The organism is Streptomyces sp. NPDC034084 (assembly GCF_055575535.1).
Window position 1 is genome coordinate 756,383 of sequence record NZ_JBVISK010000001.1, and the last position, 13,839, is coordinate 770,221.

At 73.0% G+C, this 13,839-nt stretch carries 14 protein-coding genes; 2 read left to right on the top strand and 12 right to left on the bottom strand.

Features of this window, described 5'->3' with window-relative positions:
• Positions 1-147: 147 nt before the first annotated feature.
• Positions 148-510: a cytidine deaminase gene (locus ACZ51I_RS03525; protein ID WP_468871227.1), complete on the bottom strand. Its 363-nt coding sequence runs from the start codon at positions 508-510 to the stop codon at positions 148-150.
• A gap of 27 nt (positions 511-537) precedes the next feature.
• The gene (locus ACZ51I_RS03530) at positions 538-1,359 is read right to left on the bottom strand and encodes a helix-turn-helix transcriptional regulator (protein ID WP_468871684.1); all 822 of its coding nucleotides are present in this window, start codon (positions 1,357-1,359) and stop codon (positions 538-540) included.
• A gap of 236 nt (positions 1,360-1,595) precedes the next feature.
• On the opposite strand from ACZ51I_RS03530, the gene ACZ51I_RS03535 reads away from it, so the two are divergent.
• Entirely contained in the window at positions 1,596-3,002 is a 1,407-nt protein-coding gene (locus ACZ51I_RS03535) for an MFS transporter (RefSeq protein WP_468871228.1), read from the top strand.
• A 34-nt stretch (positions 3,003-3,036) separates the two neighbouring features.
• Here the strand turns inward: ACZ51I_RS03535 and ACZ51I_RS03540 are convergent, their stop codons facing one another.
• The 5 genes from ACZ51I_RS03540 to ACZ51I_RS03560 all read right to left on the bottom strand — a co-directional run bounded on the left by ACZ51I_RS03540 (position 3,037) and on the right by ACZ51I_RS03560 (position 7,446).
• On the bottom strand, positions 3,037-3,390 hold the full coding sequence (locus ACZ51I_RS03540; RefSeq protein WP_468871229.1) for an MmcQ/YjbR family DNA-binding protein: 354 nt from the start codon (positions 3,388-3,390) through the stop codon (positions 3,037-3,039).
• Positions 3,391-3,395: 5 nt separating this feature from the next.
• On the bottom strand, positions 3,396-4,682 hold the full coding sequence (locus ACZ51I_RS03545; protein ID WP_468871230.1) for a hemolysin family protein: 1,287 nt from the start codon (positions 4,680-4,682) through the stop codon (positions 3,396-3,398).
• Between the two features lie 6 nt (positions 4,683-4,688).
• Positions 4,689-5,186 carry an rRNA maturation RNase YbeY gene (gene ybeY / locus ACZ51I_RS03550; protein ID WP_468871231.1) on the bottom strand — a complete coding sequence of 166 codons (498 nt, stop codon included), beginning with the start codon at positions 5,184-5,186 and terminating at the stop codon, positions 4,689-4,691.
• A 12-nt stretch (positions 5,187-5,198) separates the two neighbouring features.
• Positions 5,199-6,221: a PhoH family protein gene (locus ACZ51I_RS03555; protein WP_468871233.1), complete on the bottom strand. Its 1,023-nt coding sequence runs from the start codon at positions 6,219-6,221 to the stop codon at positions 5,199-5,201.
• A 106-nt stretch (positions 6,222-6,327) separates the two neighbouring features.
• A complete protein-coding gene (locus ACZ51I_RS03560; protein WP_468871234.1) occupies positions 6,328-7,446 on the bottom strand; it encodes a carbohydrate kinase family protein in 1,119 nt (372 codons plus the stop codon).
• Positions 7,447-7,703: 257 nt separating this feature from the next.
• Between ACZ51I_RS03560 and ACZ51I_RS03565 the strand changes: the two genes are divergently transcribed.
• Positions 7,704-8,954, top strand: a complete 1,251-nt coding sequence (locus ACZ51I_RS03565; RefSeq protein WP_468871235.1) for an MFS transporter — start codon at positions 7,704-7,706, stop codon at positions 8,952-8,954.
• A 37-nt stretch (positions 8,955-8,991) separates the two neighbouring features.
• Here ACZ51I_RS03565 and ACZ51I_RS03570 read toward each other — a convergent pair whose 3' ends face one another.
• The 5 genes from ACZ51I_RS03570 to ACZ51I_RS03590 all read right to left on the bottom strand — a co-directional run bounded on the left by ACZ51I_RS03570 (position 8,992) and on the right by ACZ51I_RS03590 (position 13,790).
• Positions 8,992-9,990: an adenosine deaminase gene (locus tag ACZ51I_RS03570; protein WP_468871237.1), complete on the bottom strand. Its 999-nt coding sequence runs from the start codon at positions 9,988-9,990 to the stop codon at positions 8,992-8,994.
• A gap of 2 nt (positions 9,991-9,992) precedes the next feature.
• Entirely contained in the window at positions 9,993-10,898 is a 906-nt protein-coding gene (locus ACZ51I_RS03575; protein ID WP_468871238.1) for a ribonuclease Z, read from the bottom strand.
• Between the two features lie 3 nt (positions 10,899-10,901).
• Positions 10,902-11,261: a histidine triad nucleotide-binding protein gene (locus ACZ51I_RS03580; protein ID WP_468871239.1), complete on the bottom strand. Its 360-nt coding sequence runs from the start codon at positions 11,259-11,261 to the stop codon at positions 10,902-10,904.
• 88 nt (positions 11,262-11,349) lie between these two features.
• Entirely contained in the window at positions 11,350-12,462 is a 1,113-nt protein-coding gene (locus ACZ51I_RS03585; RefSeq protein WP_468871240.1) for a tetratricopeptide repeat protein, read from the bottom strand.
• The gene (locus ACZ51I_RS03590; protein ID WP_468871242.1) at positions 12,459-13,790 is read right to left on the bottom strand and encodes an ATP-binding protein; all 1,332 of its coding nucleotides are present in this window, start codon (positions 13,788-13,790) and stop codon (positions 12,459-12,461) included. The genes ACZ51I_RS03585 and ACZ51I_RS03590 overlap by 4 nt, the downstream gene beginning before the upstream one ends.
• Positions 13,791-13,839 lie beyond the last annotated feature (49 nt).

The window sequence follows — 13,839 nt, forward strand, 5'->3', positions numbered from 1 at the left end:
GGGAGCCATGCTTTCCGGGAAGGGGAACCTGGGGGGAAGGGAGAGAGGGGGTGGGGGGAGGGCCAAAAAGAAAGAAGGGAGGCGAAAGGGGATCGGGGTGGGGTGTCCCCGCCCCCCTCTCCCCCCCCCGCCGCCCTGATCCGTTCATCAGCCCGCGGTGACGGCCGCCCGCAGCTGCCCGTCCGGACCCGCGAGCAGCACCGGGGTCTCCGGCCCGCCCAGGTCCCGTACGGCCGCGCGGTCCTCGTCCGAGGCGGCCTCGGCGTTCGACACCACGGCCGCCGCCTCCAGCGACTGGGCCCCGCTGGCCACCGCCATCGCGACCGCGGTCCGCAGCGCGCTCAGCTTGAGCGACTCCAGCTCCACGGTGCCGGCCACATAGGTGCGGCCCGTCTCGTCACGGACGGCCGCGCCCTCGGGCACGCCGTTCCGGGCGCGGGCGCTCCGCGCAAGGGTGATGATCTTGAGGTCCTCGGCGCCGAGGTCGCCGTGCTCGCTGCTGAGTGTCATGGGCCGAGCATAGATCCGTGAGGATGATCAGCCCGCGACCGGGTACATCGCCCCGCGGCGCCCCTCCGGCGACACCAGCCACTCCAGCTTCTCGGCCGTGTCCGCCTCCGGGAGCGGCGTGTGCATCACGATGACCAGGTCCGGGCGGGCCGGGACCCTGAGCTGGGTGGCCTCCACGACCAGCGTGCCGACCAGCGGGTGCTCCATCTCCTTGCGGTTCTGGCCGCCCGGCAGGATGTCCCGCCGCCTCCACAGCTCCGCGAACTCCGGGCTCGCCTCCGTGGCCGCCTCGACCACCGCCTGGAAACCCTCGTCGTCCGGGCACTCCGAGCACGCCGAGCGGAACTGCGCGACGACCTTCGGCGCCAGCTCCTCCCAGCGGGTCGACCGCGAGCGGTACAGCGGGTCCGTGAAGAAGGCGATCAGGCAGTTCTGCACGATCTCCTGGCGCATGCCGAGCACGATCGCCGCCGCGTCGTTCCACATCACCGTGTTCCAGTACTGGTCCATGATGTGCGCCGGGAACGGCATCCACGCGTCGATGAGCCGCCGCAGCCCGTCGCACATGTCCCGGTCCTCGGGGGCCGGTTCGAGCGCCGGCGGGTTCAGCGCCGCCAGGACGTACAGATGGCGCCGCTCTGCCGGGCTCAGCCGCAGCACCCGCGCGACCGAGTCGAGGACCTGCGGGGAGACCGTGATGTCCCGGCCCTGCTCCAGCCACTGGTACCAGGAGACCCCGACGCCCGCGAGGACGGCGACCTCCTCCCGGCGCAGGCCCGGGGTGCGGCGGCGCGCGCCGCCGTCCGGGAGCCCCGCCTCGGCCGGGCTCACCCGGGCCCGACGGCTCATCAGGAACTCGCGCAGTTCGCCGAGTCGGTGCTGCTTCGCGCTGGTGCTCTCGAGAGCGGTGGCCACGTGTGCTTCCTCCCCCTGGACGCATGGTGGATGCCGGGTGCGGCACCTGGCGCGGTGCCTGCTGGCGCCTGGTGCGGTGCCTGCTGGCGCCTGGTGCGGTGCCTGGTGGTGCGACCAACAGGATAAGTTCCCGCTCCCCAGCCTTGTTCCCGCCCGCCGAAGGTGGACGCATGGCAACGACGACCACTCTCCCCACCGCCCCCGCCGCCACCCCGGCCGCTCCCCCGGCCCTCACCGGCCGCGACCGGCTCGTCCTCTTCGTGCTGTGCGCCGCCCAGTTCATGGTGGCGCTCGACTTCTCCGTCCTGAACGTCGCCCTGCCCGTCCTCGGCGCCGACCTCCGCTTCGACCCGTCCGCCCTCCAGTGGGCGGTCACCGCCTTCGCACTGCCCTCCGGCGGTTTCCTCCTCCTCTTCGGCCGGATCGGCGACCTCTTCGGCCGCAAGAAGCTCTTCCTCTCCGGCCTGGCGCTCTTCGGCGCGGCCTCCCTGCTCGCCACGTTCGCCTGGAGCCCCGGCGCCTTCCTCGCCGGCCGCGCCCTCCAGGGCCTCGGCGCGGCGGCGATCGTGCCGACCGGCATGGCGCTGCTCACCACCGCCTTCCCCGAGGGCCCGCTGCGGGCCCGGGCGCTCGGCATCTCCGGCACCCTGATGTCCCTCGGCTTCACCATCGGCATGGTGCTCGGCGGTGTCATGACCGACACCCTCGGCTGGCGCTCCACGATGGGCCTGCTCGCCGTCTTCACCCTGATCGTGCTGCCGCTCGCCCCGGGCCTGCTGCCCGAGTCCCGCACCCCCGAGCGGCCCCGCCTCGACGTGCCCGGCGCGCTGACCGTCACCGGCGGCCTGCTCGCGCTGATCTACGCCCTCACGACGGCGGCCGAGCGCGGCTTCGGCGGCGTGGACGTCCCGGTCGCCCTCGCCCTCGGTGTGCTGCTGCTCGTGGCCTTCGGCGTGATCGAGTCCCGGCACCCGGCCCCGCTGGTCTCGCTGCCGGTGCTGCGCCGCCGTACCGTCGCCTTCGGCAACGTGGGCGGTCTGGTCACCTTCTCGATGATGTCGACGATCGTCTTCGTGCTGACCCTGTACCTGCAGGAGACCCTCGGCCTCTCGGCCTTCGCCTCCGGCATCGTCTTCGGCGTCCAGGGGGCGTTCTCGGTCCTCGCCGGCATGGTCACCCCGAAGGTGATCGGCCGGTTCGGCGCCCACCGCACCCTGGTGGTCTCGCTCGCGGGACAGGGCCTGCTCACCGCCGCGCTGCTCGGCATCGGCCGGGAGTCCGGCGCGGTCCTGGCGACCGTGGTCGTCTCCCTGGCGTCGATGCTGCACCTCGGCGCGATCATCGCCTACGGCGTGACCGTCACCTCCGGCGTACGCGACGAGGAGCAGGGGCTCACGACCGGTCTGGTCACCACCACCCAGCAGGTCGGTCTCACCGTCGGGATCCCGCTGCTCGGCGTCCTCGCCACCACCGGCTCCGACCTGTTCGCCGGGGTGCGTACGGTCATCGCCCTCGACGCGGCGATCGTGGTGGGCGCGGCGGTCGTGGTCGCCCTCGGCCTGCGGCGCCGGTCCTGAACTGTCGCCCTCGGCCTGCGGCGCCGGTCCTGGACTACGGCCGGTCGAGGCGGAGCCGTACGGCCTTCGGCAGACCCGCGACCACCAGGTCGTACGAGTCCTCGACGAGCTCCCGGACCAGCCGGTCCGGGAGCTCTCCGACGGTCACGGTGTTCCAGTGCCGCTTGTTCATGTGATACCCCGGGGCGATCGCCGGGTGCTCCTCGCGGAGCCGTACCGCCTCGTCCGGGTCGCACTTGAGGTTGACCCGCAGCGGGTCGCCGCCGAGCCACGACAGCGCGAACATCTTCCCGGCGACCTTGAAGACGGAGGTGTCCGGGCCGAAGGGGAAATCCTCCGCCGCGTCGTTGAAGTCCAGGCAGAAGGCGCGCAGCTCGTCGGGGGTCATTCCGGCTACTCCTCGGGTTCCAGCGGTTCCACGAGCACGGTGACGATCTTGTTCCGCCGGCCGGCGGACGATTCGGCGGTCAGCCGCAGCGAGCGCCCGTCCGGCAGCTCCACGACCGCCTTGGCGCCCGAGATCGGGACCCGGCCGAGCGCCTTGGCGAGGAGACCGCCGACGGTCTCGACGTCCTCGTCGTCGTACTCGTCGGGGCCGAAGCCGTACAGCTCGCCGAGGTCGCCGATGTCGAGGCGGGCGGTCACCCGGTAGCGGTCGTCGCCGAGCTTCTCGACGGGCGGCAGCTCCCGGTCGTACTCGTCGGTGATCTCGCCGACGATCTCCTCGAGGATGTCCTCGATGGTGACGATGCCGGCCGTGCCGCCGTACTCGTCGATGACGACGGCGACGTGGTTGCGCTCCTGCTGCATCTCGCGCAGGAGGTCACCGGCGTTCTTGGTGTCGGGCACGAAGGCGGCGGGCCGCATCGCGGTGGACACCAGGTCGGCCTCGGAGTCCCGGTTGACGTGGGTCCTGCGGACCAGGTCCTTCAGGTAGACGATGCCGACGATGTCGTCCTCGTTCTCCCCGGTGACCGGGATCCGGGAGAAGCCGGAGCGCAGCGCGAGGGTGAGGGCCTGACGGATCGTCTTGTACCGCTCGATGCAGACCAGGTCGGTCCGGGGCACCATCACCTCGCGGACGAGGGTGTCGCCCAGCTCGAAGACGGAGTGCACCATCCGGCGCTCCTCGTCCTCGATCAGCGACTCCTGCTCGGCCAGGTCGACCATGGCCCGCAGCTCGGCCTCGGAGGCGAAGGGGCCCTTGCGGAAGCCCTTGCCCGGGGTCAGCGCGTTGCCGATGAGGATGAGCAGCTGCGGGATCGGGCCCATGATCCGGGCCAGCGGCAGCAGCACGTACGCGGCGGCGGTCGCCGTGTTCAGCGGGTGCTGGCGGCCGATGGTGCGCGGCGAGACGCCGACGGCCACGTACGAGACGAGGACCATGACGGCCATCGCGACGAGGAGGGCCTCCCAGGTCTGCGGGAACGCCTCCAGGCAGGCGTACGTGACGAGGACGCCGGCCGCCATCTCACAGGCGACGCGGACGAGCAGCGCCACGTTGAGATAGCGGGTCGGGTCGGAGGCGATCTGGGCGAGCTTCTCCGCCCCGCGCCGCCCGGACCGGACGGCCTCGGCGGCGCGGAAGCTGGTGACGCGGGCGAGACCGGCCTCGGCGCAGGCGGCGAGCCAGGCGACGACGACCAGCGCGACCGCGCCGAAGATCAGCGAGGGGTCCATCGGCGATCAGGAGACGGTGGGCGCCGGGGACGGGCCGGTGAGGCCCCTCTCCGCGCGCCAGCCGTCGACGATCGCCGCCTGGAGCCCGAACATCTCGGCCTTCTCGTCCGGCTCCTCGTGGTCGTACCCGAGCAGGTGCAGCACCCCGTGGACGGTGAGGAGCTGGAGCTCCTCGTCCATGGAGTGCTGCGTCGGCGCGTCCTTGCCCTGCTGGGTGGCGACCTCGGGGCAGAGCACGATGTCGCCGAGGAGCCCCTGCGGGGGCTCTTCGTCGTCCTTCGCCGGCGGGCGCAGCTCGTCCATGGGGAAGGACATCACGTCCGTGGGTCCGGGCAGGTCCATCCACTGGATGTGGAGCTGCTCCATCGCCTCCGCGTCCACGACGATCACCGAGAGCTCGGAGAGCGGGTGGATGCGCATACGCGCGAGCGCGTAGCGGGCGATGTCGAGGATCGCCTGCTCGTCGACCTCGGTACCGGACTCGTTGTTGACGTCGATCGACATGGTGCTTTTGTACTACTTCCCGTTGCGGCTGTCGTACTGCTCGTACGCGTCGACGATACGGCCGACGAGCTTGTGCCGGACGACATCCTGCGACGTGAGCGTCGAGAAGTGCACGTCCTGGACGCCGTCCAGGATGTCCCGGACCTGCCGCAGACCGCTCTTCGTCCCGTTCGGCAGGTCGACCTGGGTCACGTCACCGGTGATGACGATCTTCGAGTCGAAGCCGAGGCGGGTGAGGAACATCTTCATCTGCTCGGGGTTCGTGTTCTGCGCCTCGTCGAGGATGATGAAGGCGTCATTAAGGGTGCGACCCCTCATGTACGCCAGCGGCGCGACCTCGATCGTTCCGCTCGCCATGAGCTTGGGGATCGAGTCGGGGTCGAGCATGTCGTGCAGGGCGTCGTAGAGCGGCCGCAGGTACGGGTCGATCTTCTCGTAGAGCGTGCCGGGCAGGAAGCCGAGCCGCTCGCCCGCCTCGACGGCGGGCCGGGTCAGGATGATCCGGTTGACCTGCTTGGACTGCAGGGCCTGGACCGCCTTCGCCATGGCGAGATACGTCTTGCCGGTGCCGGCGGGGCCGATGCCGAAGACGATCGTGTGCTTGTCGATCGCGTCGACGTACCGCTTCTGGTTGAGCGTCTTGGGACGGATGGTGCGTCCCCGGCTGGAGAGGATGTTCTGTGTGAGCACCTCGGCGGGGGTCTCGTCGCCGCCCTCCGCCGTTCCGTTCTCGCTCGCCCTGAGCATGGCGATCGAGCGTTCCACTGCGTCCTCCGTCATCGGCTGACCGGTGCGGAGCACCAGCATCATCTCGTCGAACAGTCGCTGGATCAGGGCGACTTCCACCGCGTCGCCGACCGCGCTGACCTGGTTGCCCCGGACGTGGATGTCCGTCTGCGGGAAGGACCGCTCGATCACGCGGAGCAGCGCGTCGCCGGAACCGAGCAGGGTCACCATCGGGTGTTTGGCCGGGACGGTGAAGTGGGCTCGGGCTTCGCCGGGCGCGCCGTTCTGGGATGTGGGTGTCTGAGTCATGGGCCGGCACTGTGGCCTGCACACACCTCCCGTTGCAGGGCCGTCGCCGCTCGACGGCCTCTGGGTTACCAAGCCTACGACTCGGGTCGGACAAGGCCGTAGCGGTTTACGAGGCGCCCGCGCGGAAGCCGATGGTCGGCACCGCCCTGCGCAGCGGCCAGGCGCGGGCGGGGGCGGGCAGGAGCCGTTCCAGGAAGGCGTAGCGGCCGCGCAGCGCCTCGGGGTCCTGCCGGGCGTGGCCCTGGACGTGCTGCCACCAGGCGGCGATCTCACCCCAGGTCGGGGCGGAGAGCGACCCCCCGAACTCCTGCACGGACAGCGCGGCGGTCAGGCCGGCGAAGGCGAGCCGGTCGGCGAGCGGCCAGTCGGCGAGGGTGCCGGTGACGAAGCCGGCGACGAAGACGTCCCCGGCGCCGGTGGGGTCGAGGGCGGAGACCTGGATCGCGGGGACCTCGGCGGTCTCGCCGGTGGCACCGTCGACGGCGTAGGCGCCCTCGGAACCGAGCGTGACGACGGCGTAGCGCACCTTGTCGGCGAGGGCTCGGGCGGCGGCCCTGGGGCAGTCGGTGCGGGTGTAGCGCATCGCCTCGGCGGCGTTGGGCAGGAAGGCCTCGCAGTGCTGGAGGTCTGTGAGACCGGCCAGGTCCCAGCGGCCGGTGTCGTCCCAGCCGACGTCGGCGAAGACCTTGGCGCCGCCGCGGGCGGCCTGGGCGACCCACGCCTCGGAGCGGCCGGGCACGAGGGAGGCGACGGCCGCGCGCGCGTGCGGCGGGTAGGCGGGCAGGGCGCCGTCGAGCGGCGGGGCCTCGTGGCCGTGGGAGACCATCGTGCGTTCGCCCTCGTAGGCCATGGAGACGGTGACCGGGGAGTGCCAGCCGGGGACGGTGCGGGAGAGCGACAGGTCGATGCCCTCGCCCTGCTCCAGGGCGTCCCAGCAGTACTCGCCGTAGTGGTCGTCGCCGAACGCGGCGGCGAGTGAGGTCCGCAGGCCCAGCCGGGCGAGGGCGGTGGCCATGTTGGCGACCCCGCCGGGGCTCGACCCCATCCCCCGGGCCCAGGACTCGGTGCCGCGCACGGGTGCGGAGTCGAGTCCGGTGAAGATGATGTCGAGGAAGACGGTGCCGGTCAGGAAGACGTCGCACGCCGGGTCGGTGGGCTCGCGCAGGCACACCAACGGGTCGACCCCGGCGTCGTGTTGCGGCTGCTCTCCCCTTGCTGTGGTCACGGCAGGCTCCCCGGTCGTGTGCGGATCAGATCAGTGTGCCCGATGGGGGTGGAGTGACGGGCGGGGCGCACAAGAAGGCGCCTTGCATACCCGCGAAACCATCCGGCAAACCCATAGTGACTCAGATCACGGCTCCCACCGGTGGAAACCGTCTTCTCGTGCCGGTCTCCCGCTTGATACACATGATCCCGCGACCCCGTGTCCCCGCGCACACCACCGGGCGCTCCACCCCTCCCCTTCTGTTCCCGGGAACGCCCATGTCCTCGCGGACTCGTGGCGCGGGGGGCCCTGTCGCCCCCGCCGCCCTCGTCGCCCTCGTCTCGCTCTTCGCGGCCGGCTACCTCGCGCCGTACCTGCTGCCGACCGTCGTCGGCCGCCTCTCCGCCGGACTCGGCCTCACCCCCGCCCAGGCGGGCCTGGTCGGCTCCGCCCTCCTCCTCGGCTCCTCGGCCGCCGGTTTCACGCTCGCCGCGCGCGGGGGGCGGACCGGGCCGCGCCGGGCCGCCCGCGCGGGCCTGCTCGCGATGGCCGTCGGGTACGGCTCCGCCGCCGCGACCGGCCTCGTGCCGCTGGTGGTCGCGGGCGCGGTCCTCGGGGGCCTCGGCTCGGGGACGGCGACGGCCGTGGCCGTGACCGGGATCGCCGGGCGGCGCGACCCGCACCGCGCGTCCACCCTCGGTCTGCTCACGGTCTCGGCGGTGGCCGGCGCCCTCTACCTGACCCTTCCGCGCCTGGGCTCCGGCCATGCTCCGCCGCTCGTGGCGATCGCCTGCGCGGCGGTCCTGGTGTGGCCGGTCACGGGCCGGCTGCCCGCCACGGCGCACCCCGTCCGGGAGGCCACGGGCGCCTCCGGCCCCCTGCCGCACCGGCGGACCGGTGCCGTGCTCGCCGGGGGCATCCTGTGCTGGTCCCTCGCGCAGAACGCCCTCTGGGGCGTCAGCGGCCGGATCGGCCTCACCCAGGCCGGCCTCTCCGAGGTCACCGTCGGCGCGGTCTTCGCGGCGGCGCTCGGCGCGGGCCTCGCCGGTGTCACGGCGGCGGGCGCGCTCGGTTCACGACTGGGCCGGGCGGTCCCCATCGGCATGGGCACGGTGATCATCGCGGGCTGCGTGTGGCTGAGCTCGTCCGCCGGGAACCTCACCACCTTCGCGACCGGCGAGATCCTGTGGAACGCCGTCTACCCGGTCGTCCTGTCCTACCTCCTGGGCCTGGCCGCCTCCTTGGATCCGCGCGGCCGCTGGGCGGTCATGGTCGGCTCGGCCTCCTCCCTCGGCGTGGCCTGCGGCCCGGTGACCGGCTCCCTGCTCTCCGAGCACGCGGGCTACCCGGGCATGGGCCTGGTCCTCTGCGCCCTGCTCCTGCTCGTCGCGGCCCCCATGACGGCGGTCGCCCGCCAGGCGAACGCCCCCGCGGCGGGCTTCACGGTGACGCCGATCCGGGTCCGGTCGTCCGGCCGCCGGCCGACACGGTCGGCGTTCGGTCTGGCGAGGCCGTCGGACCGGGGGTGAGGGTCCTCCCCCGTCCCCTCCCGTGACCCGGACCCGGCTACTCCGCGCCGAACTCGTACGCCTCCACCTCGGCCAGGTACCGCGTCCTGCGCGGCTCGTCGTCCTCCAGGAACGACGCCTCGAACGAGTTCCGCGCCAGCTCGCGGAGCTGGTCCGGCGTCAGGCCCAGCGCGTCCCGCACCCCGTCGAAGTTGTCCCCCGCGTACCCCCCGAAGTACGCCGGGTCGTCCGAGTTGACGGTCACGAGCAGACCCGACGACATCATGGCCCGGAGCGGATGGTCGGCGAGGGTGTCGATGACGCGGAGCCGGACGTTCGACAGGGGGCAGACCGTGAGCGGCACCCGCTCGCGGGCCAGCCGGTCGACGAGCTCCGGGTCCTCCATGCAGCGGAGGCCGTGGTCGATCCGCTCCACGCCGAGCACGTCCAGGGCTTCGCGCACATAGGCGGCGGGGCCCTCCTCGCCCGCGTGGGCGACGCGGCGGAGGCCGAGCCGGGCGGCTTCCTCGTACACCTCGCGGAACTTGGCCGGCGGGTGGCCGACCTCCGCGGAGTCCAGGCCGACTCCGGTGATCCGGTGCAGGTACGGCTTCGCGGCCTCCAGGGTCGCGAGCGCGGACTCGGCCGACTCGTCGCGCAGGAAGCACAGGATGAGCCGGGTGGAGATCCCGTACCGCTCCTCGGCGCGGTCGAGGGAGGCGCCGAGGCCCTCGATCACCGTGCCGATCGGTACGCCGCGGGCGGTGTGCGCCTGCGGGTCGAAGAAGATCTCGGCGTGCCGGACGCCCTGGGCCGCGGCCCGCGCCAGGTAGGCGTCGGCGAGCTCGGTGAAGTCCTCGGCGGTGCGCAGGACGGCCATCAGGCCGTAGTAGAGGTCCAGGAAGGACTGGAGGTCGCTGAAGCGGTAGGCCTCGCGGAGGGCGGCGGTGTCCGCGTACGGCAGGGTGACGCCGTTGCGGGCGGCGAGCGCGAAGGCCAGCTCGGGTTCGAGGGTGCCTTCGATGTGGAGGTGCAGTTCGGCCTTGGGTACGGGCATGGTCACGTTCGTTTCGGTACGGGGACCCTCATGAGGTCCTGGGCGATGCTCAGCTCGCCGTCGAACCCGGCGGTCCGCGCCTGGCGTTCGAATGCGGCGGGGTCGGAGTAGCGCTGCGAGAAGTGGGTGAGGACCAGGTGCCGTACGCCCGCGTCGCGTGCGACGGCGGCGGCCTGGCCGGCCGTCAGATGGCCGTGGTCGGTGGCGAGCCGGACGTCCTCGTCGAGGAAGGTCGACTCGATGACGAGCATGTCGGCGCCTTCGGCGAGGGCGTGCACTCCCTCGCAGAGCCGGGTGTCCATGACGAAGGCGAACCGCTGCCCGCGCCGGACCTCGCTGACGTCGTCGAGGGTGACGCCGTTCAGGCTGCCCTCGCGCTGGATCCGGCCGACGTCGGGGCCCTCGATGCCGTGCGCGGCGAGCCTCTCGGGCAGCAGGCGGCGCCCGTCGGGCTCGGTGATCCGGTAGCCGTAGGACTCGACGGGGTGGGAGAGCCGGCGGGCGTCCAGGGTGAAGTCGTCGGTGACGGCGAGCGGCCCGTCGGCGGCGACGGGCGACTCGGTCAGCCGGACGGTCTCGCGGTAGGCCGTGGCGTACCGCAGCCGCTCGAAGAAGTGCTGCCCGCTCGCCGGGTAGTGGGCGGTGACCGGGTGCGGGACCTGGTCGAGGTTGATCCGCTGGATCACCCCTGCGAGGCCGAGCGAGTGGTCGCCGTGGAAGTGCGTGACGCAGATCCGGTCGAGGTCGTGCGCGGCGACCCCGGCCCGCAGCATCTGCCGCTGGGTGCCCTCGCCGGGGTCGAAGAGGATGCCCCGGCCGTCCCAGCGCAGCACGTAGCCGTTGTGGTTGCGGTGCCGGGTGGGGACCTGGCTGGCGGTTCCGAGGACGACCAGTTCGCGGACGGACACGGGCTATCCGGGGGGCCAGTTGAGACCGCGGCCGCCCAGCACGTGCGCGTGGGCGTGGAAGACGGTCTGGCCGGCGCCCGCGCCGGTGTTGAAGACGATCCGGAAGCCGCTGCCGTCGATCTTCTCCTGCGCGGCGACCTCGCCCGCCTCGCGCAGTATGTCGGCGGCGACGGTCGGCGCGGCGGCGGCCAGGGAGGCGGCGTCGGGGTAGTGGACGCGCGGGATCACGAGGACGTGTGTGGGTGCCTGCGGGTTGATGTCGCGGAAGGCGACGGTGGTCTCCGTCTCGCGCACGATCGTCGCGGGCACGTCCCCTTCCGCGATCTTGCAGAACAGGCAGTCGCTCTGCGGCTCTCCGGCCATGTCCCGGACCTCCTCGGTCTGATGCCGATCACTGACGATCACTACGCGCTCATGCTATCCGCCGCCTCCGACAGGGGACCGGCACGCCTCAGTCCTTCGGCGCGCGGCGGTTGAGCGCCGAGCGGCTCACCCAGTACGTGACGACCACGCCCCAGAACAGGGGCGTGCCGAATCCGCTCACCACCCCGGGGTCGAAGGACCACAGGGCGAGCGAGGCGAGCGAGTAGAGGCCGAGGAGCCCGACGGCCCCCGCCATGAACAGCACGGGCCGGCAGCCCCGCGCCACGAGGAGCAGGGGCCGGCGCAGCCGGGGCGGCACCCGGCGGGCCATCCACACCGCCCATCCGGTCCAGGCGCCGAGGAGCACGGCGGCGCCGACCAGGAGCGGGACGGCCGCGTCGGCCCAGGTCGCGCGGCCGGGGATCGCGGCGATGGCGACGGCGGAGGCGAGGAAGCCGAGGAGGGCGACCCAGCGTGCCCCCGCGGCGGTGTTCCAGGCCATGGCCTCCAGGTTGTAGCGGGCCTTGCGGTCCTGGAGGTCGAGCGCGGCGGAGGCGACGAAGCCCTCGGCGGCCTGGGTCCAGGCCCCGCGCCGGAACCAGCGGCGGCGCAGCCGCAGCAGCGAGAGGTTGTTGTGGGCCTCGCTGCTCTGCGGGTTGAGGCGCAGGGTCGTCTCGTACGCCCGCTGCGCGGTGGCGTGGTCGCCGCGCCGCTGGGCGGTGAGGCCGACCAGGAAGTGGGCGGCGTCCTCCTCGGGGGCGAGGCTGACGGCGGTCCGCGCCGCTTCGTACGCCTCGACGGTCCGCGCGCGCGTGCGGGTGTGTTCGGCGTGCTCGGCGAGGACGGTGCCGAGCGCGTAGTGGGTGCCCCAGTGGTTCGGGGCGAGTGCGACGGCGTGCCGGGCGGTGGCCTCCGCCTCCTGGAACCGCCGGTCGGCGAGGAGGATGTGGACGCGCATCAGCCAGCCGCCGAGCAGCTCGGGTTCGGCCCGCAGCGCCTGGTCGGCGGCGGCCAGTGCGGCGGCCCGGTCGCCGGCCCGGTGATGGCAGCGGGCGAGCAGGACGAGCGCCTCGGCGTCCTCGGGGTCGGTCGCCAGGTGCCGGGCGACGAGTTCGCCGGCCTGCGCGTAACGGCCGGTCTCGTAGAGCGCTTCGGCGCGGGCGAGCGCGGTGGACGAGCTGGACGGGCCGGCCGGGCTCACAGCTTGCGCTTCCGCTTGAGGTGGGCGAGGAGGTCGTCGTACAGGCCGCCCTCGTTGGCGAACATGGCGACGTTCCGGGCGGCGGCGAACCACGGCTCCGTGGACGGTTTGATCTGCTTGGCCGCCCCGAGCAGGTCCTTGGTGGTGATCAGACGTACGGAGCCGGTGCGGGCGGAGTCGAGGAGCGCGGCCTCGGCGGCCGTCTCGCAGACGTGGGCGAGGTCCGCGCCGGAGAAGTCCTCGGTGGCCTTGACGAGCTTGCCGAGGTCGACGGCCTCGATGGGGCGTTCCCGCAGGTGGTAGCGGAGGATCGACTCGCGGGCGGCGGCGTCCGGCGGCAGCACGAGCAGGGTGCGGTCGAGGCGTCCCGGGCGGCGCAGCGCGATGTCCACGTCCCAGGGCACGTTGGTCGCGGCGAGCACGAAGACGCCCTCGTTGCCGGCGCCGCTCGCGATGCCGTCGAGCTCGGTGAGGAGCTGGTTGACGACGTTGCGCAGTCCGCTGTGGTGGGTGCGCGAGCGCTTGGCGCCGAGGGCGTCCAGCTCGTCGAGGAAGACGACGCAGGGCGCCTGGCGGCGGGCGGTCTCGAAGATGTCGTGGATGTTCTTCTCGGAGGCGCCGATCCACATGTCGAGGACGTCGGAGAGCGAGACGGTGAGGAAGTTGGCGCCGAGTTCGCCCGCGACGGCCCGCGCGATGAAGGTCTTGCCGCAGCCGGGCGGGCCGTAGAGGAGCAGGCCGCCGCGGAGCGACTTGCCGTAGAGCCTGCGCAGTTCGGGGTTGCGCATGGGGGCGAGGAAGGCGGCTTCCAGGCGTTCCTTGACCTCGTCCATGCCGCCGACGTCGGCGAGGCGTACGGTGCCGGGGGCGTCGACGTCCCAGGCGTCGGCGTCCCCTGCGGTGCCCTCCCCGCCGTCGGCCTGCGGTTCCTCCAGGAACCGGGGCCCGACGAGGTCCTGGACCTGCTGTTCGGCGGCGTCCCAGTCGAAGGAGGGGGAAGGCGCGGCGGGCTCTTCAGGAGCCGGGACGGGTTCGGCGGGCTCCTCGGCAACCGGTGCCGGCCTCTCCGTCTCCGCGGGCCGGGGAGCGGCCGGGGGCTCCGGAGCCGGCGCGGCGGCCGGGGGCAGGCCCATCGCGCGGACCATCAGCGCGCGGGCGTCCGCGTCGCCGGGCGCGTGCTGGAGCGCGACGGCCGCCTCCGCGACGGCCTGCTCGCCCAGCCCCTCGGCGAGGAGGAGTTCGGCGAAGTGGAGGCGCAGGGGTACGTCACCCGGGGCGGCGGCCACGGCGGCGCGCAGACTGCGGATCAGAGGGGACTCGTCGGCCATGCGGTCAGCCTAAGGAGCACCTGGGGGCCGCTGTCCACCGGGTGCGGCA

Excerpts from the sequence above, each read along its gene's own strand:
- ybeY (WP_468871231.1), bottom strand. The coding sequence starts at position 5,186 with ATGTCGATCGACGTCAACAACGAGTCCGGTACCGAGGTCGACGAGCAG.
- ACZ51I_RS03565 (WP_468871235.1), top strand. The coding sequence starts at position 7,704 with ATGTCCTCGCGGACTCGTGGCGCGGGGGGCCCTGTCGCCCCCGCCGCC.
- ACZ51I_RS03535 (WP_468871228.1), top strand. The coding sequence starts at position 1,596 with ATGGCAACGACGACCACTCTCCCCACCGCCCCCGCCGCCACCCCGGCC.
- ACZ51I_RS03545 (WP_468871230.1), bottom strand. The coding sequence starts at position 4,682 with ATGGACCCCTCGCTGATCTTCGGCGCGGTCGCGCTGGTCGTCGTCGCC.
- ACZ51I_RS03525 (WP_468871227.1), bottom strand. The coding sequence starts at position 510 with ATGACACTCAGCAGCGAGCACGGCGACCTCGGCGCCGAGGACCTCAAG.
- ACZ51I_RS03570 (WP_468871237.1), bottom strand. The coding sequence starts at position 9,990 with ATGCCCGTACCCAAGGCCGAACTGCACCTCCACATCGAAGGCACCCTC.
- ACZ51I_RS03530 (WP_468871684.1), bottom strand. The coding sequence starts at position 1,359 with ATGAGCCGTCGGGCCCGGGTGAGCCCGGCCGAGGCGGGGCTCCCGGAC.
- ACZ51I_RS03540 (WP_468871229.1), bottom strand. The coding sequence starts at position 3,390 with ATGACCCCCGACGAGCTGCGCGCCTTCTGCCTGGACTTCAACGACGCG.
- ACZ51I_RS03580 (WP_468871239.1), bottom strand. The coding sequence starts at position 11,261 with ATGGCCGGAGAGCCGCAGAGCGACTGCCTGTTCTGCAAGATCGCGGAA.
- ACZ51I_RS03590 (WP_468871242.1), bottom strand. The coding sequence starts at position 13,790 with ATGGCCGACGAGTCCCCTCTGATCCGCAGTCTGCGCGCCGCCGTGGCC.
- ACZ51I_RS03555 (WP_468871233.1), bottom strand. The coding sequence starts at position 6,221 with ATGACTCAGACACCCACATCCCAGAACGGCGCGCCCGGCGAAGCCCGA.